Source organism: Cupriavidus sp. CP313 (assembly GCF_054072015.1).
The window spans coordinates 94,745-111,428 of sequence record NZ_JBSVZB010000022.1 but is presented as its reverse complement, the minus strand read 5'-3'; the positions used below and the strand labels follow the sequence as shown (position 1 = coordinate 111,428).

The 16,684-nt window shown below is 65.3% G+C and carries 14 protein-coding genes and 1 other RNA gene; 10 read left to right on the top strand and 5 right to left on the bottom strand.

The features are described 5' to 3' along the window. Positions 1-236 precede the first annotated feature (236 nt). The 5 genes from ACW4E8_RS26700 (at position 237) to ACW4E8_RS26680 (ending at position 5,794) form a co-directional block, all read left to right on the top strand. A complete protein-coding gene (locus tag ACW4E8_RS26700; RefSeq protein WP_456807258.1) occupies positions 237-1,313 on the top strand; it encodes a PAS domain S-box protein in 1,077 nt (358 codons plus the stop codon). Next, positions 1,301-1,951: a response regulator gene (locus tag ACW4E8_RS26695; protein ID WP_456807257.1), complete on the top strand. Its 651-nt coding sequence runs from the start codon at positions 1,301-1,303 to the stop codon at positions 1,949-1,951. The genes ACW4E8_RS26700 and ACW4E8_RS26695 overlap by 13 nt, the downstream gene beginning before the upstream one ends. A gap of 146 nt (positions 1,952-2,097) precedes the next feature. Further along, positions 2,098-3,366 (top strand): amidohydrolase family protein, encoded by a 1,269-nt coding sequence (locus tag ACW4E8_RS26690; protein ID WP_456807256.1) that lies wholly within the window; start codon positions 2,098-2,100, stop codon positions 3,364-3,366. A gap of 37 nt (positions 3,367-3,403) precedes the next feature. Beyond that, complete coding sequence (locus tag ACW4E8_RS26685; RefSeq protein ID WP_456807255.1) at positions 3,404-3,940, top strand: DUF1097 domain-containing protein; 537 nt, start codon at positions 3,404-3,406, stop codon at positions 3,938-3,940. Between the two features lie 132 nt (positions 3,941-4,072). Continuing rightward, positions 4,073-5,794 (top strand): gamma-glutamyltransferase family protein, encoded by a 1,722-nt coding sequence (locus ACW4E8_RS26680; protein WP_456807254.1) that lies wholly within the window; start codon positions 4,073-4,075, stop codon positions 5,792-5,794. 214 nt (positions 5,795-6,008) lie between these two features. Here ACW4E8_RS26680 and ACW4E8_RS26675 read toward each other — a convergent pair whose 3' ends face one another. The 5 genes from ACW4E8_RS26675 to ompA form a co-directional block, all read right to left on the bottom strand. Further along, complete coding sequence (locus tag ACW4E8_RS26675; protein ID WP_456807253.1) at positions 6,009-6,230, bottom strand: DUF2188 domain-containing protein; 222 nt, start codon at positions 6,228-6,230, stop codon at positions 6,009-6,011. A gap of 314 nt (positions 6,231-6,544) precedes the next feature. Beyond that, positions 6,545-6,903: a transfer-messenger RNA gene (gene ssrA, locus ACW4E8_RS26670) on the bottom strand. 79 nt (positions 6,904-6,982) lie between these two features. Continuing rightward, a complete protein-coding gene (gph, locus tag ACW4E8_RS26665) occupies positions 6,983-7,657 on the bottom strand; it encodes a phosphoglycolate phosphatase (protein ID WP_456807252.1) in 675 nt (224 codons plus the stop codon). Then, positions 7,654-8,412, bottom strand: coding sequence for a bifunctional 2-polyprenyl-6-hydroxyphenol methylase/3-demethylubiquinol 3-O-methyltransferase UbiG (gene ubiG, locus ACW4E8_RS26660; protein ID WP_456807251.1), 759 nt, complete (start codon positions 8,410-8,412; stop codon positions 7,654-7,656). Before ubiG ends, gph begins: the two co-directional genes overlap by 4 nt. A gap of 124 nt (positions 8,413-8,536) precedes the next feature. After that, positions 8,537-9,193 (bottom strand): outer membrane protein OmpA, encoded by a 657-nt coding sequence (ompA, locus tag ACW4E8_RS26655; protein ID WP_039011313.1) that lies wholly within the window; start codon positions 9,191-9,193, stop codon positions 8,537-8,539. Positions 9,194-9,626: 433 nt separating this feature from the next. On the opposite strand from ompA, the gene gyrA reads away from it, so the two are divergent. The 5 genes from gyrA to hisC all read left to right on the top strand — a co-directional run bounded on the left by gyrA (position 9,627) and on the right by hisC (position 16,681). Beyond that, complete coding sequence (gene gyrA / locus ACW4E8_RS26650) at positions 9,627-12,293, top strand: DNA gyrase subunit A (protein ID WP_456807250.1); 2,667 nt, start codon at positions 9,627-9,629, stop codon at positions 12,291-12,293. Positions 12,294-12,387: 94 nt separating this feature from the next. Further along, a complete protein-coding gene (locus tag ACW4E8_RS26645; RefSeq protein ID WP_456807249.1) occupies positions 12,388-12,951 on the top strand; it encodes a DUF2059 domain-containing protein in 564 nt (187 codons plus the stop codon). Positions 12,952-13,110: 159 nt separating this feature from the next. Further along, positions 13,111-14,268 (top strand): 3-phosphoserine/phosphohydroxythreonine transaminase, encoded by a 1,158-nt coding sequence (gene serC, locus ACW4E8_RS26640; protein ID WP_456807248.1) that lies wholly within the window; start codon positions 13,111-13,113, stop codon positions 14,266-14,268. A 108-nt stretch (positions 14,269-14,376) separates the two neighbouring features. Then, on the top strand, positions 14,377-15,525 hold the full coding sequence (gene pheA / locus ACW4E8_RS26635; RefSeq protein ID WP_456807247.1) for a prephenate dehydratase: 1,149 nt from the start codon (positions 14,377-14,379) through the stop codon (positions 15,523-15,525). 28 nt (positions 15,526-15,553) lie between these two features. Then, positions 15,554-16,681 (top strand): histidinol-phosphate transaminase, encoded by a 1,128-nt coding sequence (gene hisC, locus ACW4E8_RS26630; RefSeq protein WP_456807246.1) that lies wholly within the window; start codon positions 15,554-15,556, stop codon positions 16,679-16,681. Positions 16,682-16,684 lie beyond the last annotated feature (3 nt).

Sequence of the window (16,684 nt, the reverse complement as noted above, 5' to 3'; positions counted from 1 at the left end):
CTGCCCAACAGCCCCGTGATCGACACCATGCCGCAAGGCGCTGTGATCCGGACTGCCGTTCGCTTTCGTCCAGCCATTGAGGAAAACGACAGGCGCATTGCCGCCGGTTGCTGGCTATAGTCTGCGAGGGGCTGCAGGCAGGCCATGCCGTCTGATGCGTGCAAGGCATGAATCGATTCTTGTCTGTCATGAATCGGGCACCTGCCGACAAGGCAAAGGCCCTGCAAGGAGAAGTCATGGATACGTATGTCGACCTGCAGCGGGCCATACTGAACAACATACCCGACCAGGCCTGGCTGAAGGACGCCGGCTCCCGCTACGTCCTGGTCAATGACGCCTTCATGGCCGCATGCGGGCGGTCCGAGGCCGAGATCCTGGGCAGCACGCCGGACAAGGTGTGGTCGGAGGAATGGGGACAGGTCTACCTGGGCACCGACAAGGCCGTGGTGGCCAGCGGCATCCGCCGGCGCTATGAGGAATGCCGTCACGGCCAGGACGGCAGCCTACGCTGGTTCGATACGATCAAGATGCCGATTCGGGGCCAGGACGGCGCGGTCGTCGGCACGGTCGGCATCTCGCGCGACATTACCGACCGCAAGCGCTCCGAGCAGGAGTTGCTGGACTCGCGCGCGCAGCTGCGTGAGCTGTCCGCCTACCTGCAGTCCGTGCGCGAGGCCGAGCGCACCCGGATCTCACGCGAGCTGCACGATGAGCTGGGCCAGTCCCTGACGGCATTGCGCCTGGGTCTCAGCTATATCGAAGCGCAGCAGGGCCCCGATGCCGGCGACGCGTGCCGCAAGCATTTGCAGATGCTCAAGCAGATCGCGGATTCGACGGTGGACGCGGTGCAGCGCATTGCGGCAGACCTGCGCCCGCCGCTGCTGGATGAGCTGGGGCTGACCGCGGCGATCGAGTGGCTGGCCGAGTCTTTTTCCGAGCGTGGCGGCATCGCCTGCGAGCTGGCGCTGCAGCCCGTCGGCGACATCGGCGCCGAGCTCAGCACCGCGGTCTTTCGCATCGCGCAGGAAGCGCTGACCAATGCCTGCCGCCATGGCCGCGCCAATCGCGTGCGGGTTGAACTGAGCGAGGCCGGCGGGACCTTGCGGCTGGTGGTTGCCGATAACGGCCGCGGCATCGATGCGTCCAGGGCCGGGCATCGCCGCAGCCTGGGTTTGCTGGGGATGCGCGAGCGTGCGCTGATGCTGGGCGGCAAGCTGACGGTAACCAGTGAGAAGGGCGGCGGAACCCAGGTCGAGGCGCAGATCCCCAATGCCGGCGCTGCCGGCAACGGAGGGGCAAGATGCTCCGCCTGATGCTTGCCGACGACCACACCATCATCCGCGACGGGCTCAAGAAGATCTTTTCCACCGTGCCCGACATGCAGGTGGTGGCCGAAGCCGCCGACGGCTGCGAAGTGTTGGCGCTGCTGCGCGCGCAGGTGCCGGACGTGCTGTTGCTGGACATGTCGATGCCAGGGCGCAGCGGCATCCTGCTGATCCAGCAGATACGGGCCAGCCATCCGGCGCTGCCGATCCTGGTGCTGAGCATGTACCGCGAGTCGCAATATGCGGTGCAGGCTATCCGCGCGGGCGCGGCGGGCTACCTGACTAAAAATGTCGAGTCCGACCAGCTGCTCGGTGCCATCCGCAAGGTGGCGCGCGGCGGTACCGCGGTCTCGCCGGCGATTGCCGACAAGCTCGTCAGCCAGGCCCGGCAGCCGGATGCCATGTTGCCGCATGCACGCCTGACGGCGCGTGAACTGCAGGTGTTCCAGATGCTGGCCGAGGGGCTGGGCATCAACGAGATCGCCGCGGCGCTGTCGCTCAGCGCCAAGACGGTGAGCACCCACAAGGCCAACATCCTCGGCAAGATGGATATCGCTTCGACTGCCGGGCTGGTGCACTACGCCATCCGCCACGGCCTGCTCGCCGAAGCCGGGGACGCCGCCTAGTCTGCTGCGGATCTGCTGCGGTGCGTCTAGGAAAATCCTTAGGTCGAATTCAGCCAATCCTGATGCAGTGATGCCGCCCCGGCACCTACGCTTCAGGTAGCGAAGCCCTGACTTCGCCTGCATAACAAGACCTGAGGAGACAAGCCATGCAGCTGGATCTGCTGGTCCGGGACGCCTGCGTTCGCGACGACGCGCCCCTGACCGATATCGCCATCCGCGACGGCCGCATCGCCGCCATCGAGCCCGGCATCGACGTGCCGGCGCATGAAGTGATCGAGGCCGGCGGCCGCGCGGTCATCCCGGGGCTGGTCGAAGCGCACCTGCACCTGGACAAGGCACTGCTGCACCGCCGTCTGCCGGCGCGCTTCGGCACGCTGGACGAAGCCATCCGCGTCACCGGCATCCTGAAAAGCAAGCAGCAGCGCCAGGATGTGCTGGACCGCTCGCGCCAGGTGCTGGACATGGCGGTCAGGAACGGCACGGTGGCGATCCGCGCGCATCCCGATGTCGACCTGATCCAGGGGCTGATCGGGGTGGAGACGCTGCTTGCGCTGAAATCGGAGTACCACGATCTGCTCGACCTGCAGATCGTGGCCTTCCCGCAAGAGGGCATCCTGAAATCGCAGGGCACCCGCGAGCTGATGACAGAGGCCATGGACATGGGCGCCGATGTGGTCGGCGGCTGCCCGTACAACGAGTTGAGCTGGGCCGACACCATGCGCCATATCGACATGGTCTTCGAACTGGCGCAACGCTATGACGCGCCGGTCGACATGCATGCCGATTTTGCCGACGACACCGGCGACCAGCGCTTTGCCGCAGTGTCATATATCGCGCAGAAGACCATCGAAGCCGGCTACCAGGGGCGCGTGTCGCTGGGCCATGTCACGAGCCTGGGCGCGCTTGACGCGGCGCAGCTGCAGCCGCTGATCGAGCAGATCCGCGAGGCCGGCATCAGCATCGTCACGCTGCCCGCCACCGATCTCTATCTCGGCGGCCGCAAGGACGTCCAGAACCAGCGCCGCGGGCTGGCGCCGGTGAAGGCCCTGCACAGCGGCGGGGTCAACGTGGCGTATTCCTCGAACAATATCCGCAATGCCTTCACGCCGTTCGGCAAGGCCGACATGCTGCAGATCGGCAACATGCTGGCGCACGTGGCCCAGTTCGGCGTGCCCGAGCACCAGCTCGCGGTGCTCGACATGGGCACGCACAACGCCGCGCGCGCGATCGGCCTGCACGACACCTATGGCCTCAAGGTCGGGCGCCAGGCTGACCTGGTCGTCCTCGATACCTTCCAGGTGGCCGATGCGCTGATCGACATCCCGCCGCGGCTGTGGGTGGTGAAGCGCGGCAAGATCACCGTCGTCACGCAGCATCGCTGCGAGATCCATCGGCACCGGTGCTGCCCACACTGACAGTAATGCCCGTTCCCCGTCCATCAAGGAGTCGATCATGAGAAAGCTGCCTGCCGAAGTCGTGGCCTCACTGCTTGCCATCACCACCGTTCCCATTGCCGCGCATGCCTCGCACCTGCCGCCATGGGCCATCTTCATCAGCTGGGCCGCGACCTTTGCCATGGGCGGCCCCACGCCGGAGAACCTGAAGAAGATCTGGCCGACGCTGCCGGTGGGCTCGCTCTTTGCCTTTGTCATCGTGCTTTGCTTCCGGCAGGCAGCCGAGCAGTTCTCCGGCCCAGCCCTGATCGTGGCGGAGATGGTGATCCTGTTCACGCTCAACGCTTCGATGATGTACCTCGCACGCGTGTTCGTCACGCTGCGCTTCATCCCCGGCATGTTCTTTGGCTTTGCCTCGTATTTTGCAACGCTGTTCGGCGGCTTCGGCCCGGTGCCGGGCGATCCCGTTGTCGCGCTCGGCGCGGTGATCGCCATGAATGCGCTCGGACCGGCCTATGCCTGGATCAAGCATCGCTACGCCGCGCCGGAATCCGTTGCCGAACGCCCATGGCAGGGCTGGAAGACCGAGACCTGAGCCGACGCGTCCTGCCGGGTTTGCGTGCAAGGCGCGGCATGACCCGGCGCCATCATCGAATCGTTATCGCGGCTGCCGGCGCGCAGGGAATGCCAGCGTCGGCCGGCCGCCGCGTATCCGGGGGAAGTGGGTATGGAATTTCTGGGTGAAGTGGATCCTTGCGGCACCGGCACGTCGCGCCGGGCATTCCTGGCCGGCTCGGCCGCGCTGGCGGGCAGCACGGTATTGCCTGCCGTGGGGCAGGAACTGGCGCAGGAGCCGGCGCAATCCGGGCGCGCGGGGCTGGCGCATTCGTCCGCGGGCATGGTCACGAGCCCGCATGGACTGGCCAGCCAGGCGGGGCTGGAGGTATTGAAAGCCGGGGGCAATGCCATCGAGGCGGCGCTTGCCATCGGCGCGGTGCTGAGCGTGACATACCCCCACTTTACCGGCTTGGGGGGCGACGCCTTCCTGGTGGTCAGCGACCGCGGCGGCAATGTGCGCACGTTTTCCGGCATCGGCCAGGCCGCGTCCGAGACCTCGGGCTATGCCGGCACCATTCCGCTGCGGGGCCCGGCAGCGGCCCTCACTGCCGCCGCCACCGTTGCGATCTGGGACCGCGCCTTTGCCTTCAGCCGGGACCAGTGGGGCGGCACGCAGTCGTGGTCGGCGTTGCTGGCGCGGGCCACCGAGTACGCCGCCAACGGGTTCCCTGTCACCCCATCGCAGTGCTTCTGGCAAGAGTTCCGCTCGGCGGACCTGTCAGGCTGGAATGGCTTCGGCCGGGTCTTCATGCCAGACGGCCGCATGCCCAGGCCCGGTGAAATGTTCCGCCAGCCCGAGCTGGCCTGCACCCTGGACCGGGTGGCGACACAGGGCGGGCGCGAATTCTATGAGGGCGACCTCGCAGGTCGCCTTGCCGCCGGGCTGGCCAAGGCCGGCTCGCCGTTGCGCGAACAGGACCTGGCGCGATGCCAGGCGCGCGAAGAAGCGCCGCTGCGCGTCGCCTACCGCGACGGCGAACTGCTCGGCCTGCGTCCGCCCACGCAAGGCGTGACGACGCTGGAGATCATGGGCATTCTCGATCGGTTCGATCTATCCGGCATCCCGGAAGGCAGCGCAGACTATTACCACCTGCTGGTCGAGGCGGTGAAGCTGGCGTTCCTGGACCGCAACCGGTACGTCGCCGATCCCGATTTTGTCGACGTGCCGCTGGACCGGCTGTTGTCCAGGTCCAATCTCGACGCCCACGCGCGCCGCATCCGCATGGACCGCGCCATGGCGTGGCCGCATGTGTTCAAGCCCGGCGACACGGTCTACATCGGCGCCGCCGACCGCGAGGGCCGCTGCGTGAGCATGCTGCAGACCGTCTATTTCGACTGGGGCAGCGGCCTTGTCGTCGGCGACACGGGGGTGCTCTGGCACAACCGCGGCGCATCGTTCAGCCTCGATCCCGCCAGCCCCAACGTGCTGCGCGGCGGCAAGCGGCCATTCCATACCCTCAACCCCGGCATCTACCTGAAGCAGGGCCAGCCGCACCTGCTGTACGGCACGCAAGGCGCCGACGGCCAGCCGCAGACACTGGCCGCGGTGCTGACACGGATGATCGACTACGGCATGGATCCGCTGACGGCACTGCGCCGCCCGCGCTTCCTGCTGGGCAAGACCTTCTCGGACAGCCGCGACAGCCTCAAGCTGGAACAGGATGCCGGCCTGCCGGTGTTCAGCGAGCTTGCCGCGCGCGGCCATCAACTGAGCCCGATCCCTGCGCAAAGCCAGCTGGCCGGCCATCCGGGCGCGATCCGGATCGATGCCGGCGGGCAGCTTACCGGCGCGCACGACCCGCGCAGCGATGGCCGGGCGCTGGGGGTATAGTGCGCGGCGCCCAGCGCCGGCGGCGCTTCCCGGTGACGCTGCGCTGTGCCGGTGCGTCATCCAAGAAAAAGCCCTCGGCCAGGGAGGACGAGGGCCACAAGTGGTAGCGGGCGAGTCGCAGTACGCCCGCATACCATGATGGTGCCGCTACGCGATCCGGGCATCCCCAATTCTGGGGATGTTGCTTTCCACTGTGCGCTGCTAGCACCAACCATCAATGGAGCAAAGGGGCGTGCAATTCCCTGAAATCGAACGCGTCCGATTTGTCATTGATGCCATGAATCGTCAGGACGGCATCGTGGGTCATCGCCATCTGCAGGCCTGCGGCAATCGCGGCATCGCGGGACGGGTAGACCGGTCCCGGGGTATCGGGGTCGTATTCCAGGGCCCACTGCGCGTCTCGCGTGAGGATGACCTCGATGGACTTGATTGGCATCGCCAACTCCGTTTCTTGTGGACGATGTGCGGTCGCGCGGGCGTGGAGAAAGGGCCTGGCAACGGGGAGCCGGTGCCAGGCCAGCCCGCCTGTGGAGCACTGTGATGCTGATGCCGTGCGTTGCCCGGCCTGCAGCGATTCCAGCGTAGGCCAGGGCTGGGGGCATGACTGCAAACAACTGCAAAGGCGGCGGTGCGATGCGGATGCCGTCCTGGATAACAGATGGCGGGGGATCCGGCTGCCAAAGAAAAACCCGCGAAGCCTTGGGCTATCGCGGGTTTCTAGACCTGCTGGTACTGCATCGGACTGAATACTGGTGGAGCCGGCGGGAATCGAACCCGCGTCCGTAAGTCCTCCACAGAGAGTTCTACATACTTAGTTCTGTCATTTGATTTAACCGGCGCATCGCGGACGAACACGCTCTACGACGGCGAGTCACTAAGTTTTCGTCCCCGGCTTCGTGACCCTTCCGGAGCTTATCTGACGTAAATGACCTCGCGTGGTCTTGCGACCCTAGCCCGTCAGCGAGCCAGTGCGAGGACGGCCGCAATTAAGCGGCCAGTGCGTAACGTTCGTCGTTAGCAGTTATTGCATTCCCATTGATTAACGAGGTGACGGGTCCTCGGTATGCCCTCCACTGCTTTGTAACCCACGTCGAAACCAGGTCGGCCCCAGTGAGGAAGCTGGATTGTACCCGGTTGGACGCGAGCTGTCGCGGGGAGTTCCAGGCACGGCCAGCCCCCGCGACACAATCAGGCGACCGCGGCGGGCACCAGCAGCGGGATCAGCTCGGCCGGGTGGCGGATCAGGTGGTCGGCGCCCCAGGTCTCGGGCGGCTCGCTGTCCCCGCAATAGCCATAGGCGGCGGTGACGGTGATCATGCCGGCGGCCTTGCCGGCCTGGATGTCGCGCAGGTCATCGCCCACGTAGACGCACTGGCGCGGGTCGACGCCGGCGCTTGCCGCGGCATGCAGCAGCGGGGCGGGGTGCGGCTTGGCGTGGGGCGTGGTATCGCCGCTGACTACCGCGCTGGCGCGCGGGGCCAGGCCGATCGCGGCGACCAGCGGCACGGTGAAGCGTGCGATCTTGTTGGTGACGATGCCCCACGGGATGCCCGCTGCCTCGAGCGCAGCCAGCACTTGCGGCATGCCGTCGAACAGGCGCGTGTGGACCGCGATGTCGGCCTCGTAGTAGTCCAGGAAGATATCGCGCAGCGCCGGGAACTCCGCATCTTCCGGGCGCAGGCCGAACGCCGCGCCAAGCAGGCCGCGCGCGCCGTGCGAGGCGACCGGGCGCAGCTTTTCATAGGCTACCGGCGCCTGGCCGCGTTCGACGACCAGCCGGTTGGCGGCCGCCGCCAGGTCCGGCGCGGTATCTGCCAGCGTGCCGTCCAGGTCGAAGAACACCCCTGCGATGCCGGCCGTCATGCTGCCACCCGGCGGAACGCCATCATGTAGTTCACATCGGTGTCGCGGCCCAGCGCATACACCTGCGACAGCGGGTTGTAGGTCATGCCGCGCATTTCCACCAGGTCCAGCTTGGCCTGGCGGGCAAAGCGCGCCAGCTCGGACGGCGTGATGAACTTGTCGTAGTCGTGCGTGCCGCGCGGCAGCATGTTGAGCACATATTCCGCGCCGACGATGGCCAGCAGGTAGGCCTTCAGGTTGCGGTTGATGGTCGAGAAGAACACATAGCCGCCGGGCTTGACCAGCGTGGCACAGGCTTGCACGATCGACGCCGGATCGGGCACGTGTTCCAGCATCTCCATGCAAGTCACCACATCCACGCTGGCCGGTTCACGTGCGGCCAGCGCTTCTGCGGCGATCTCCTCGTAGGTCACGGCAACGCCGGTCTCCAGGCTGTGCAGGTCCGCCACCTTCAGTGCCTTGGTCGAGAGATCGATACCGCGCACCGTGGCGCCCAGGCGCGCCATGCTTTCGGACAGGATGCCGCCGCCGCAACCCACGTCGACCACGCGCTTGCCGGCCAGGCCGGCGATGCCGTCGATCCAGCCCAGGCGCAGCGGGTTCAGCTCATGCAGCGGTTTGAACTCGCTTTCCGGGTCCCACCAGCGGTGGGCCAGTTCGCTGAACTTGTCGATTTCCTTCGGATCGGCATTGCGGCGCGGCAGGTCTTGATTGGCGGCGTCGGCTGCGGAAAGGGTTTGCGATTGCAACGTCATCGTATGCGGGGCCGGCGGCACTAGCCGCGCCGGCGGTGTGAAGGGAAGAGGGGGACAGCCCGGGCAACTGTACCAAAAAAAAAGCCCAGCTTGCGCTGGGCTTTTTTCATCGGGAGGGATCCGATTAACGTGCGCTGCGGGTGCCGACCACTTCGACTTCCACGCGGCGGTTCGGCTGCTGGCAGGAGATCTGGGCCTTGCGGTTGCCCTTGCACGACTTCGGATCGACCTTCAGCTGGCGCTTGCCCTTGCCTTCGGTGTAGACACGGTTGGCTTCAACGCCCTTGCTCACCAGGTAAGCCTTGACCGATTCAGCACGACGGATCGACAGGCGATCGTTGTACTTGTCCGAACCGAACGAGTCGGTATGGCCAACGGCGATGATGACTTCCAGGGTGATGCCTTGCAGCTTCGAGACCAGGTCGTCCAGCTTGGCCTTGCCTTCCGGCTTCAGGACAGCCTTGTCGAAGTCGAACAGGGTGTCAGCAGCGAAAGTGACCTTCTCGCTCGAGACGACCGGCGGAGCCACCGGAGCCGGTGCCGGTGCCGGTGCGGCGGCCGGGGCCAGGGCGCCGTCGCACAGCGCGTTGGCGGTGGCCGGGGTCCAGGAGCTGTCGCGCCAGCAGAGCTCGTTCGTGCCATTCTTCCACACGTACTCGCTCGTACCGTTGCCCCAGTTGTCGTTCACTGCCTTCTTTTCATAAGGGACGGACTGAGCTTGAGCGGATGCAGCCATTACTGCGGTAGCTGCAACGAGCGCGAGCTTGGCAAATTTTTTCATATTTCTCCTCTCAGGATGAGATCACCGCAGGGTTACTGCGAGCAAATGGACGAAAACAAGTCATACATTCTTCGGAGTATAACATTCTCGATGTGGTGGATGCTCCACTTCGAACAATGTCTGGCTCTTCGCTGGGGAATTGTGCCACAAGGGTCGTTTCCTAAGAAGTAAATATATTCGATTCGCCGCATGGGTTTTGGGCCTGTGGTGTTTGTGCAACATGGGTCTTGTGTCGCCCGCAAAGCCTTGTGGCATCAGGGATTCCGGGTTTCAGCGAGGGCCTCGGGAGGGGTGCGCAAGGGCTGTCCGGAGAGCGGAAGGCGGGGTGTGGCGGCATGTTAGAATGGCACGTTGCCCAGCCGTCAGGCGCCCACTGTGCCGCGCGCTAAAGGGCCTGTCATTCGCTTAAACCTGCCGCATAAACCACGCCGCAATGGATCCATTCGCAAAAGAAACCCTTCCGGTCTCCCTCGAAGAGGAAATGCGCCGCTCCTATCTTGATTACGCCATGAGCGTGATCGTGGGCCGGGCGCTTCCTGATGTGCGGGACGGCCTGAAACCGGTGCACCGGCGCGTGCTGTTTGCGATGCACGAGCTCAACAACGACTGGAACCGGGCTTACAAGAAGTCGGCCCGTATCGTCGGCGATGTGATCGGTAAGTATCACCCGCACGGCGATACCGCAGTCTACGACACCATCGTCCGCATGGCGCAGAATTTCTCGCTGCGCTACATGCTGGTCGACGGCCAGGGTAATTTCGGTTCGGTCGACGGCGATAACGCCGCGGCCATGCGTTATACCGAAATCCGCCTGGCGAAAATCGCCCACGAGATGCTGTTCGACATCGACAAGGAAACCGTCGATTTCGACAGCAACTACGACGGCTCTGAAAAAGAGCCTTCGATTCTGCCGGCGCGTATTCCCAATCTGCTAATCAACGGTTCGTCCGGTATTGCGGTGGGCATGGCCACCAATATCCCGCCGCATAACCTGAATGAAATCGTTGACGGCTGCCTGCACCTGCTGCGCAACCCGCAGGCCACGGTGGATGAACTGATTGAATTGATTCCGGCGCCGGATTTTCCGACCGCCGGGATTATCTATGGCATCCAGGGCGTTCGCGAAGGCTATCGCACCGGCCGCGGCCGCGTGGTGATGCGGGCCAAGACGCACTTCGAGGACATCGACCGCGGCCAGCGCCAGGCCATCATCGTCGACGAGCTGCCCTATCAGGTCAACAAGCGCACCTTGCTTGAGCGCATCGCCGAACTGGTCACTGAAAAGAAGGTCGAGGGCATCTCCGACATCCGCGACGAGTCGGACAAGTCCGGCATGCGCGTGGTGATCGAGCTCAAGCGCAACGAGGTGCCTGAGGTTGTTCTCAACAACCTATATAAGAACACCCAGCTGCAGGACACCTTCGGCATGAACATGGTGGCGCTGGTCGATCGCCAGCCGCGCCTGCTGAACCTGCGCCAGATGCTGGAGTACTTCCTGGCGCACCGGCGCGAAGTCGTCACCCGCCGCACGGTGTTCGAGCTGCGCAAGGCGCGCGAGCGCGGCCACGTGCTGGAAGGCCTGGCCGTGGCGCTGGCCAACATCGACCAATTCATCGCCATCATCAAGGCCGCGCCGACTCCGCCGATCGCCAAGCAGGAACTGATGGCGAAGGCGTGGGATTCGGCCCTGGTCCGCGACATGCTTGCGCGCGCCGAAGGCGAGACACCGGGCGGCCGCGCCTCCTATCGTCCGGACGGGCTGCCGCCGGTGTTCGGCATGCAGGCGGACGGCCTGTACCGGCTGTCGGATGGCCAGGCGCAGGAAATCCTGCAAATGCGCCTGCAACGCCTCACCGGGCTCGAACAGGACAAGATCGTCCAGGAGTATCGCGACATCATGGCGGTAATCACCGACCTGCTGGATATCCTGGCACGGCCGGAGCGCATTACTGCCATCATCGTCGACGAACTGACCGCTATTCGCGCCGAATTTGGCGATGAGCGCCGTTCGCAGATCGAGATGAACGCGACCGAGCTGGACACCGAAGACCTGATCACCCCGCAGGACATGGTGGTCACGCTGTCGCACAGCGGCTATATGAAGAGCCAGCCGATTTCCGAATACCGCGCGCAAAAGCGTGGCGGACGCGGCAAGCAGGCGGCAGCGACCAAAGAAGACGACTGGATCGACACATTGTTCGTGGCCAATACCCACGACTACATCCTGTGCTTCTCCAACCGCGGCCGGCTCTACTGGCTGAAGGTGTACGAAGTGCCGCAGGGCTCGCGCAACTCGCGCGGGCGCCCGATCGTCAACATGTTCCCGCTGTCCGAAGGCGAGAAGATCAATGTGATCCTGCCGGTCAAGCAGTTTGACGCCGAGCACTTCATCTTCATGGCCACCGCCCGCGGCACGGTCAAGAAGACCGCGCTGACCGAGTTCTCCAATCCGCGCAAGGCCGGCATCATCGCGGTCGACCTGGACGAGGGCGACTACCTGATCGGCGCGGCCGTGACCGATGGCCAACACGATGTAATGCTGTTCTCCGACGCCGGCAAGGCAGTGCGCTTCGACGAGAACGACGTGCGTCCGATGGGCCGCCAGGCGCGCGGCGTGCGCGGCATGAACCTTGAAGACAGCCAGACCGTGATCGCCATGCTGGTGGCGCCGGCCGAGACCGCCGAAGAGGCTGAGGCGGGCGTGCGCGGCAGCGTGCTGACCGCGACCGAGAACGGCTACGGCAAGCGTACCCCCATTGCTGAGTACACTCGACACGGCCGCGGCACCAAGGGCATGATTGCGATCCAGACGAGCGAGCGCAATGGCCGTGTGGTGGCGGCAGCACTGGTTTCGCCCGAGGACGAGATCATGCTGATCACCACCGGTGGCGTGCTGATCCGTACCCGCGTGGCCGAAATCCGCGAAATGGGCCGCGCCACGCAGGGTGTCACGCTGATCAACGTTGACGAAGGCACCAAGTTGTCCGGGCTGCAGCGCATCGTCGAAAGTGATGCCGACAACGGCGCCGGTGGCGAAGAGGCTGAAGACGCCGACGGCGCAGAAGGTGCTGCCGGGGCCGACGCGGACGCCAATCCGTAAGACAAATCGTAAATTGTTGCAACAATAGGACGCCAGCCGGAACTCGCCTCGCGGCTGTCCGGACTAAAACGGACGTATTTACCAGGGAGTCACAATGCTCAAAACCTATCGACGTATCGCTGTTCTGGCTGCTTTCGTTCCGACCTTCATGATGGCGCAGCATGCCCACGCGCAGGATGCGGAAAAGACAGCAGCCATCAAGGAACTGCTTTCCGTCATGCAGGCAGACCAGGCCGTCAAGGGCCAGGCCGAAAACTGGCAGCAAGGCGCCAAGCAGGAAGCTCCGCTGGTGCTGGAACAAGTGCTGGTCGAGAACAAGACCCTGAACGACAAGCAGAAGCAGGCCGCTGTCGAAAAGCTGAAGAAGAACGGCGCGGTCCAGCGCATGGTTGATGGCGCCGGCTCGGCGTTCAGCACCGATGGCTTCCGCAAGGACGCGATCCAGGCGCACTACGATGCCTTCGGCAAGTACTACGCGACGCAGGAACTCAAGGACCTGACCACCTTCCTGAAGTCGCCGACCGGCCAGAAGTTCATGGCCAACCAGGGCAAGGCGACCCAGGAGATCTGGGGTTCGATGATGCAGAAGTACGGCCCGCAGGTCGGCAAATCGATGCGCGACGCCGCCGAGAAGGAAATCACCGCCGCTTCGAAGTGATGCTGGCGTGATCCGCGACTGAATCAGACCGCCGCCCGCCTGCAGCCTTGCAGGCCGGTGCGGCACCGGGGCCTGGCCCCGGGTGCCCAACGGGGCGCGGGTTTGAGGGATAATGGCTGCTTGGGTAACACCGGCAGCCATTTTTCCATTCCCCGTCTCATGAACGATCCCCAGAATCCCGCTCTTGCCGGCATGATGCAGCGTGCATTAGCCGAACGCGTCCACAACTTCTCGCCCGGCCCGGCTGTGCTGCCTGCCGAAGTGCTGCAACAGGCTGCCGAGGAGATGCTGTCCTGGCGCGGGACCGGGGTCTCGGTGATGGAGATGAGCCACCGCAGCCGCGAGTTCGAAGGCATCCAGGCCGAAGCGATCGCGGACCTGCGCGAACTGCTGCATATTCCCTCCAACTTCCATGTGCTGTTCCTGCAGGGCGGTGCCATCGGTGAAAACGGCATCGTGCCGCTGAACCTGATGCGCCTGCGCAGCGCCGACGCGCCCAAGGCCGACTTCGTCGTCACCGGCACCTGGTCGGTCAAGACCGAGCAGGAAGCCCGACGCTATGGCGCGGTCAATATCGCGGCCACCAGCGAGGCGCAGAAATTCCACCGCATTCCTGAGGTTGCGGACTGGAAGCTGTCGGACGATGCCGGCTACGTGCACCTGTGCACCAACGAGACCATCGTCGGCGTGGAGTTCCAGGACATTCCCGATATCGGCCAGGTCAGGGGCAACCGCGTGGTGGTGGCGGACGCATCGAGCCATATCCTGTCGCGCCCGATCGACTGGTCGCGCGTGCAGGTGGTCTACGGCGGGGCGCAGAAGAATATCGGCCCGGCCGGCGTCACCATCGTGATCGTGCGCGACGACCTGATCGGCCATGCCCACCCGCTGTGCCCGTCGGCATTCAACTGGCGCCTGGTGGCCGAGCACAACTCGATGTACAACACGCCGCCGACCTATGCGATCTATATCGCCGGCCTGGTCTTCAAATGGCTCAAGCGCCAGGGCGGCGTGCCCGCGATCGAGCAGCGCAATATCGCCAAGGCGTCGGCGCTGTACGACTACCTGGACCAGAGCGATTTCTATCGCAACGAGATCCATCCGAGCTGCCGCTCGCGCATGAACGTGCCGTTCTTCCTGGGCGACGAATCGCGCAATGAGGCGTTCCTGCAGCAGGCGCGGGCCAACGGCCTGGTGCAGCTCAAGGGACACAAGACCGTGGGCGGCATGCGTGCCAGCATCTATAACGCGATGTCGCTGGAAGGCGTGATGGCGCTGGTCGATTTCATGCGCGAGTTCGAGCGTACGTCCGCCTGACGCGCATTCCCGCTGGCTGCCCGCGCACGTCAGGCACAGTGCGCCGGCAGGCAGCGGTCAGTTTTTCTCCGGCCGCCGCGCCCCGGCGGCCCACCGGATTCATACAAAATGACAAGCCAAGACCGCACCCCGGCGCGCGAGGAGACGCCGCCCAACGACAACCACCTGAGCGAAGCCGAGCGCAAGCTGTCGGTTGAGCTGGGCCCGCTGCGCGAGCAGATCGACACCGTTGACCGCGAGCTGCTGGCGATGCTGAACCGCCGCGCGAAACTGGCGCTCGAGGTCGGCGAGGTCAAGAAGAAGTACGGCGCGCCGGTGTTCCGCCCGGAGCGTGAGCTGCAGGTGATCCGCAAGGTGCAGGGCGCCAACCCCGGCCCGCTGCTGGGCGAAAGCGTAGCGGCGATCTGGCGCGAGGTGATGTCCGCCTGCCGCGGGCTGGAAAAGCCGCTGGAAGTGGCTTTCCTCGGCCCGGCCGGCACGTTCTCCGAGCAGGCGCTGTATGCGCACTTCGGCCATGAGGTGTCGGGCGTGCCTTGCCCGAGCATCGATGAGGTGTTCCGTGCCGTCGAGGCGGGCACGGTCGAGTACGGCGTGGTGCCGGTCGAGAATTCCACCGAGGGCGCGGTGTCGCGCACGCTCGACCTGTTCCTGCAGACCTCGCTGAAGATCAGCGGCGAGATCGCGCTCAAGGTGCACCACAACCTGATGGCATCCACGCCCGACATGCAGGGCGTCACGGTGGTGCGCGCACATGCGCAGGCACTGGCGCAGTGCCAGCACTGGCTGACCGCCAACTATCCGCACCTGGAGCGCCAGGCGGTGTCGAGCAATGCCGAGGCCGCGCGCATGGCCAGCGAAGACCCGACCGTGGCTGCGATCGCCGGCGAGTCCGCCGCCAACCGCTATCACCTGCATATCGTGCGCACGCATATCCAGGACGATCCACACAACCGCACGCGCTTTGCCGTGATCGGCCGCTATGAGACCGAGCCGTCGGGCAGCGACCAGACCTCGATGATCCTGTCGGTGCCCAACAAGGCGGGCGCGGTGTACCAGCTGCTGGCGCCGCTGGCGGAGAACGGCGTGTCGATGTGCCGCTTCGAGTCGCGCCCGGCGCGCAGCGGCGCGTGGGAGTACTACTTCTACGTCGACGTGGAAGGGCACCAGCATGAGCCGGCAGTGGCGCGCGCCATCGAAGAGCTGCGCCGCAACGCGGCCTACCTGAAGGTGCTGGGCTCGTACCCGTCGAGCAAGTAAGGCAGCCAGGCAAGAACAAGGAGACGAGATGGCAGAGCAGGGTAAGCAAGGCGGCACGGTGTTCGGACCCGACTATGTGCGGGCGATTTCGCCGTACGTGGCCGGCAAGCCGATTTCGGAAGTCGCGCGCGAGTTCGGCCTGGACGAGGCCGGCATCGTCAAGCTCGCCTCCAATGAGAATCCGCTCGGCATGCCCGAGTCGGCCCGCCGCGCGGTGGCCGATGCGGTGGCTGAACTCGGCCGCTACCCGGATTCCAACGGCTTTGCGCTGAAGGGCGCGCTGTCGGCGCGCTTCGGCGTGCCCGCCGACTGGCTGACGCTGGGCAATGGCAGCAACGACATCCTGGAGCTGGCCGCGCATGCGCTGGTGGAGCCGGGCCAGTCGATCGTCTATGCCGAGTACTCGTTCGCGGTCTACGCGCTGGCCACGCAGGAGATCGGCGCACGCGCCATCGAAGTGCCCGCGCGCGACTACGGCCATGACCTGGAGGCGATGGCCGCGGCGATCGCGCCGGATACGCGCCTGGTCTTTATCGCCAACCCGAACAACCCGACCGGTACGTTCGTGCCGGCCGCGCAGATCGAAGCCTTCCTGCAGCGGGTGCCGGCCAACGTGGTGGTGGTGCTGGACGAGGCGTACAACGAATACCTGGATGCGGACCAGCAATACGATTCGCTCGCCTGGGTGCGCCGCTACCCGAACCTGATGGTGTCGCGCACGTTCTCCAAGGCCTATGGCCTGGCGGGCCTGCGCATCGGCTACGCGGTGGCGCAACCGGAGCTGTCCGACCTGCTGAACCGCATCCGCCAGCCGTTCAACGTCAACAGCGTGGCGCAGGCGGCGGCCATCGCCGCGCTGGGCGATGCCGACTTCCTGCGCCGCAGCGCCGAGCTGAACCGTGCTGGCAAGCGCCAGCTGACCGATGCCTTCAAGCGGCTTGGGCTGGAATACGTGCCGTCGTCCGGCAACTTCGTGATGGTGCGCGTGGGCGATGACGACAGCGCCGGCGCGCGCGTCAACCTGGCGTTGCTGAAGCAGGGCGTGATCGTGCGGCCGGTGGGCAACTACAACCTGCCGCGCTGGCTGCGCGTGACCATCGGCCTGGCCGAGGAGAACGCGGCTTTCATTGCGGCGCTGGAGCGGGCGCTGGCGTGAGCG

Excerpts from the sequence above, each read along its gene's own strand:
- ACW4E8_RS26700 (WP_456807258.1), top strand. The coding sequence starts at position 237 with ATGGATACGTATGTCGACCTGCAGCGGGCCATACTGAACAACATACCC.
- ACW4E8_RS26695 (WP_456807257.1), top strand. The coding sequence starts at position 1,301 with ATGCTCCGCCTGATGCTTGCCGACGACCACACCATCATCCGCGACGGG.
- ACW4E8_RS26690 (WP_456807256.1), top strand. The coding sequence starts at position 2,098 with ATGCAGCTGGATCTGCTGGTCCGGGACGCCTGCGTTCGCGACGACGCG.
- ACW4E8_RS26685 (WP_456807255.1), top strand. The coding sequence starts at position 3,404 with ATGAGAAAGCTGCCTGCCGAAGTCGTGGCCTCACTGCTTGCCATCACC.
- ACW4E8_RS26680 (WP_456807254.1), top strand. The coding sequence starts at position 4,073 with ATGGAATTTCTGGGTGAAGTGGATCCTTGCGGCACCGGCACGTCGCGC.
- ACW4E8_RS26675 (WP_456807253.1), bottom strand. The coding sequence starts at position 6,230 with ATGCCAATCAAGTCCATCGAGGTCATCCTCACGCGAGACGCGCAGTGG.
- gph (WP_456807252.1), bottom strand. The coding sequence starts at position 7,657 with ATGACGGCCGGCATCGCAGGGGTGTTCTTCGACCTGGACGGCACGCTG.
- ubiG (WP_456807251.1), bottom strand. The coding sequence starts at position 8,412 with ATGACGTTGCAATCGCAAACCCTTTCCGCAGCCGACGCCGCCAATCAA.
- ompA (WP_039011313.1), bottom strand. The coding sequence starts at position 9,193 with ATGAAAAAATTTGCCAAGCTCGCGCTCGTTGCAGCTACCGCAGTAATG.
- gyrA (WP_456807250.1), top strand. The coding sequence starts at position 9,627 with ATGGATCCATTCGCAAAAGAAACCCTTCCGGTCTCCCTCGAAGAGGAA.
- ACW4E8_RS26645 (WP_456807249.1), top strand. The coding sequence starts at position 12,388 with ATGCTCAAAACCTATCGACGTATCGCTGTTCTGGCTGCTTTCGTTCCG.
- serC (WP_456807248.1), top strand. The coding sequence starts at position 13,111 with ATGAACGATCCCCAGAATCCCGCTCTTGCCGGCATGATGCAGCGTGCA.
- pheA (WP_456807247.1), top strand. The coding sequence starts at position 14,377 with ATGACAAGCCAAGACCGCACCCCGGCGCGCGAGGAGACGCCGCCCAAC.
- hisC (WP_456807246.1), top strand. The coding sequence starts at position 15,554 with ATGGCAGAGCAGGGTAAGCAAGGCGGCACGGTGTTCGGACCCGACTAT.